The sequence below is a fragment of the Sedimentibacter sp. B4 genome (assembly GCF_000309315.1).
GTDB classification, from domain to species: Bacteria; Bacillota; Clostridia; order Tissierellales; family Sedimentibacteraceae; genus Sedimentibacter; species Sedimentibacter saalensis.
Genome location: NZ_CANG01000427.1, coordinates 1 through 416, shown reverse-complemented (window position 1 = coordinate 416; position 416 = coordinate 1). Strand labels below are relative to the sequence as shown.

The following is a 416-nucleotide window of genomic DNA, read 5'->3' as shown; positions in this document are numbered from 1 at the left end:
GTCGCTGTCGGGTTCGACGGCGAAGTCGCGGAAGTCCGGCATGATCAGGTCCTTCAGCAGCTGGCCCCCGTTCGCGACCGGGTTGGCCGACATCCGCCGCTCCCCGGCCGGACGCAACACGTCGAACCGGTCGTCGAGGGCCCCGCGCTCGTCGAACAGCTCCTCGGGCCGGTAGCTGGCCAGCCAGTCGGCCAGCACCTGCAGGTGCTCCTCGGAGTCCCGGGCGTTGGCCAAGGGCACCTGGTGGCTGCGCCAGTGGGCCTCGGTCTGCTTGCCGTCGACGCTCGCCGGTCCCGTCCAGCCCTTCGGGGTGCGGAACACGATCATCGGCCAGCGGGGCCGCTCGACGGCGTCGGCGTCGACGGACTCGGCGTCGGTCTTGATCGCAACGATCCGGTCCAGCACGTCGTCCAGCA

1 pseudogene is annotated in these 416 nt (G+C 71.2%); it reads right to left on the bottom strand.

Going from position 1 to position 416, the window contains the following annotated elements:
• Positions 1–416: pseudogene (locus tag BN358_RS23590) on the bottom strand (phosphoketolase); the annotation flags it as partial.